This window comes from Rhizobium sp. 01N424 (genome assembly GCF_056399485.1).
This window is the reverse complement of the sequence record NZ_JBFTRK010000034.1, coordinates 1-3,641: the sequence shown is the minus strand read 5'-3', so window position 1 is coordinate 3,641 and position 3,641 is coordinate 1. Positions and strand designations below refer to the sequence as shown.

Below are 3,641 nucleotides of genomic sequence, written 5' to 3'. Positions count from 1 at the left end.
AGAGGTGGCTCGGGAAATTTGAACAGCGGGGATAAGTGGAATTTCTGCCTGACTTCGGCTTAGATGCCTGGAACAGGAGATACCATGACGAGACGACCGCGCCGGAATCACAGCCCGGCTTTCAAGGCGAAAGTGGCACTTGCCGCCATACGGGGCGAACAGACGCTGGTGGAATTGTCCCAGCAGTTCGATGTGCACGCCAACCAGATCAAACAGTGGAAAGACCAACTCCTTGAGGGGGCAACAGGCGTTTTCGGTGATGAAGCGAAGACGGAACCGGCAGGCCCAACTGTGGACGTCAAAACGCTGCATGCCAAAATCGGGGAGCTGACGCTGGAAAACGATTTTTTAGCCGGAGCGCTCGGCAAGGCGGGATTGCTGGGCGGAAAAAAATGATCGACCGCCAGCATAAGCTATCCGTCGTGCGCCAGGCCAAGTTACTCGGCTTCAGCCGTGGCAGTGTCTATTATCTGCCTCGTCCAGTGCCTGACGGCGATCTTGCACTGATGCGGCGGATCGACGAACTGCATCTCGATTACCCGTTTGCCGGAAGTCGGATGTTGCAAGGGCTCTTGAGAGGAGAAGGTCTGGAAACTGGGCGGCTTCATGTCGCCACCCTGATGAAGAAGATGGGCATCGAACCGATCTATCGCCGCCCGAACACCTCCAAACCAGCACCTGGGCACAAAATCTATCCCTACCTCCTGCGCAAGCTGGCGGTCACCCGGCCCAACCAGGTGTGGGCAATGGACATAACGTATGTGCCGATGGCGCGAGGATTTGTCTATCTCTGCGCCGTCGTGGACTGGTTCAGCCGGAGGGTTCTGTCGTGGCGGCTGTCGATCACGATGGAGGCAGACTTCTGCATCGAAGCGGTCGAGGAGGCGCTGGCTCGCTACGGAAGGCCTGAAATATTCAACACCGACCAAGGTTCGCAGTTCACCTCCATCGACTTCACAGCCGTGCTGAAGAAGGCTGAGATTGCCATCTCGATGGATGGCAAGGGCGCATGGCGCGACAACGTCTTCGTACCCGACGCCCACATTCATCCCTTGACCGGAAGACGCCGGATCAGGCTTACTTCAACGCGCTGACGCCAATGATGGTGGCGGCATAATCGAGGCGGATATCCACTTAACAAAACGCCCGGAACTGTTCAGACAAACCGAGCCACCTCTAATGATAAAGCTTTCAAAGCGTCCGGAGCCGCAGATACTCGTAGACAATGCAGAGGCATGGACGGCAATCATTGTTCAAAAGAATGCTGACGGCATCGACCTAACAAACGCGGAAAAAACGCGGTACCGCCACGCTCAGGTCAAGGCGGTTCTAGTCGACGAAACCGCTGGCAAATGTGCGTACTGCGAAAGCAAGTTGCTCCATATTCATCACGGAGACGTGGAACATATCGTGCCGAAATCGCTCAGACCCGAGCTGTCGGTCGAGTGGGACAATCTCACTTTGGCTTGCGAGGTGTGCAACCAGAAGAAATCCAATCTCGACCCGCTAGCGACAAACATCATCGATCCCTACGTGACTGATCCGGCGGATCATCTGGCATTTGTAGGTGCGCTAGTAATTTCACGCGGCACAATTCCCGGGACCAGCACGAGATCGATCCTCGACCTAAATCGTGGCGAGCTAAGCGAGCGGCGACGTGAACGTCTGGAAGCTCTGCTCGTTGTTGTCGAGCAAATAATGCGTGCGGATCTTCCGATGGTCGCGCGACGAGCCTTATATCAGAACCTGCTTCAGCAAGACGCTGGGACGACGGCGCCATATTCCGCGATGGCGAAATCGATGATAGCGCAGTTTAAGGATCAGCTGCCTGAGGAAGTCACCTCGTCGGGTCAGTGAGTGCGATCGGTTTTCGGCATTGGCACTTTCCGGGTGCTTCTTGGACGTTCTCAAATCCAAGTACCCTGGCGAATTCGGTAATGACGTTTATGCCGGTTTCGTTGAGGCTATGATGGGGGAGTCCGGGCGACGCAAGCATTTCATCAATCGCCTCGTCCATCACTTCATTACGAACTGCCGTATCGAGACCGATGAGGTCTTCGAGGATCCTCTGCTCCGTTACAAGGTCTCGCTCCCGGAACCCCAGCGGCGCTTTCTCGACGCCTTGAAGGAGGCTGTCGCGCTAAAGGTAATCAGGAGCCCGTCCGTCCAGCAACTTGAATTTAAAGGACAAGGAATGGTCGTTGCAGTCTTTGAAGCGTTGATGTCCGATCCCGAGGCATTGCTGCGGGTGGGGGTATCCAAGACGTACAACGGCGATGCCGACCCAATGCGCGTCATTTGCGATCATGTTGCGGGTATGACTGACACAGCGCTTATGAAAATCTACGAACGCCTGTTCAGTCCAAGGATGGGCTCGGTTTTCGACATGCTTTAGGCCAAGCTCGCTCACGCGCGACAGACTATTTTTCAGGCATCGTAAATAGGTCGATAGCACCTTCCAGATCCTGCACTGGCAAAAAGGGCCTGTCTTCACACTCGGAAAGCCACTCCTGCGCCCGAACCGAAATTCTGTGGCCTCTCGGGAGGGTGTAGACTTTGTGAAGGTTTTCAGCGCATTCCTTGGCGCCTCGCAGATCGCGTGCGCGCAGCATTGTATGACGGGCAGTCTTGATATGCGCATGCAAGGCCCTGTGGTGCCTGTCGAGCATGACGAGCCCGTCAAGAGCGGCAAGATACTGGTCAATCTTGGCGCGGATCGCGGCAAGGTCAGCAGCGTGGGCTGCTGCGATCTGATCGGGGGTCAAGGCGGCTGGGGGCAAATGCAATCCTCGTTGGCTCTTGTTGACCAGAATCCCGAGGGACACGCCCGAGGCGCTGGACAATTTTCATCAGATAGGAAGTTCAGAAGGGGATATTGCTGTCCGCGTCTGCATCATAAGGCGAGATCGCTTTCACCGAGACCTGGCCGTCGATAATTTCGAACGAAGACGTCTCGCCGACGATGTGGTGGCGCCGTGCGACGCGCTGTGCGGCTTCAGTAAATGGACTTTCTCCTTCGTTCACTGAATTCATTAGCCCAGCCTCTGTGTAGTATGCGATCAGCCTGTTCAGTGTCCCACGAGATACCGAAAACAGGTCCGTTGTGTCTACCCAAGCCAACTCGCCGGCGAGGGCAGATCCGAGGGCCACGCAGGATTTCTCGTGGTCAATGTGCCAGTAGTACTCGCCGTTCCAGTCGTTGTTCCGGACTTCAAGGCTTGAAAAGAGCAGAGGGAAGAACGAAATCCAAGACCCTCTGACCTTCGCTGAGCTGCCCACTCGCATCTCACCTGATCGAGCGGTCAACGACAGTGGCATCAAGGTCAAAGTGGTCAGTGCGTCAGCCGCGGGGATGCGAGGCAGCGGAATATCCACTGCAAGATTCCCCAAGATTTCCTTGAATTTATCGTTCTCTTTTCTGACCTCGTTAAGCTCTTCGAGAGTGTCGAAGGCTGCGACCGAGTCGCCCCGTACCCAACCCGTTCTGGGGTTGGCTGTAGATTCCGATGATTCACCGGACGGCATTCCGATCAAAACCCGGACACGATTCCGAGAATTAACCGGACGCGATTCCGATTTGATACCGGACAGTTTTTCAACGTAAGCAGTGCCCCTGGGTCAGCAACCTTGGCATGCATCTC

At 55.6% G+C, this 3,641-nt stretch carries 4 protein-coding genes and 1 pseudogene; 3 read left to right on the top strand and 2 right to left on the bottom strand.

What is annotated here, in order from left to right:
- The first annotated feature begins 84 nt into the window (after positions 1-84).
- From AC1DNK_RS29920 to AC1DNK_RS29910, 3 genes and pseudogenes are all read left to right on the top strand, one after another.
- Positions 85-1,117, top strand: a pseudogene (locus AC1DNK_RS29920) (IS3 family transposase).
- Positions 1,118-1,179: 62 nt separating this feature from the next.
- On the top strand, positions 1,180-1,857 hold the full coding sequence (locus tag AC1DNK_RS29915) for an HNH endonuclease (RefSeq protein ID WP_477944850.1): 678 nt from the start codon (positions 1,180-1,182) through the stop codon (positions 1,855-1,857).
- A gap of 40 nt (positions 1,858-1,897) precedes the next feature.
- Positions 1,898-2,395: a hypothetical protein gene (locus AC1DNK_RS29910; RefSeq protein ID WP_477944848.1), complete on the top strand. Its 498-nt coding sequence runs from the start codon at positions 1,898-1,900 to the stop codon at positions 2,393-2,395.
- 25 nt (positions 2,396-2,420) lie between these two features.
- Here the strand turns inward: AC1DNK_RS29910 and AC1DNK_RS29905 are convergent, their stop codons facing one another.
- A complete protein-coding gene (locus tag AC1DNK_RS29905; RefSeq protein ID WP_477944846.1) occupies positions 2,421-2,843 on the bottom strand; it encodes a hypothetical protein in 423 nt (140 codons plus the stop codon).
- 19 nt (positions 2,844-2,862) lie between these two features.
- Positions 2,863-3,525, bottom strand: a complete 663-nt coding sequence (locus tag AC1DNK_RS29900) for a hypothetical protein (protein WP_477944845.1) — start codon at positions 3,523-3,525, stop codon at positions 2,863-2,865.
- Between the last annotated feature and the right edge of the window lie 116 nt (positions 3,526-3,641).

Coding starts and splice junctions, on each gene's coding strand:
- AC1DNK_RS29900 (WP_477944845.1), bottom strand. CDS start 3,525: ATGCCGTCCGGTGAATCATCGGAATCTACAGCCAACCCCAGAACGGGT.
- AC1DNK_RS29915 (WP_477944850.1), top strand. CDS start 1,180: ATGATAAAGCTTTCAAAGCGTCCGGAGCCGCAGATACTCGTAGACAAT.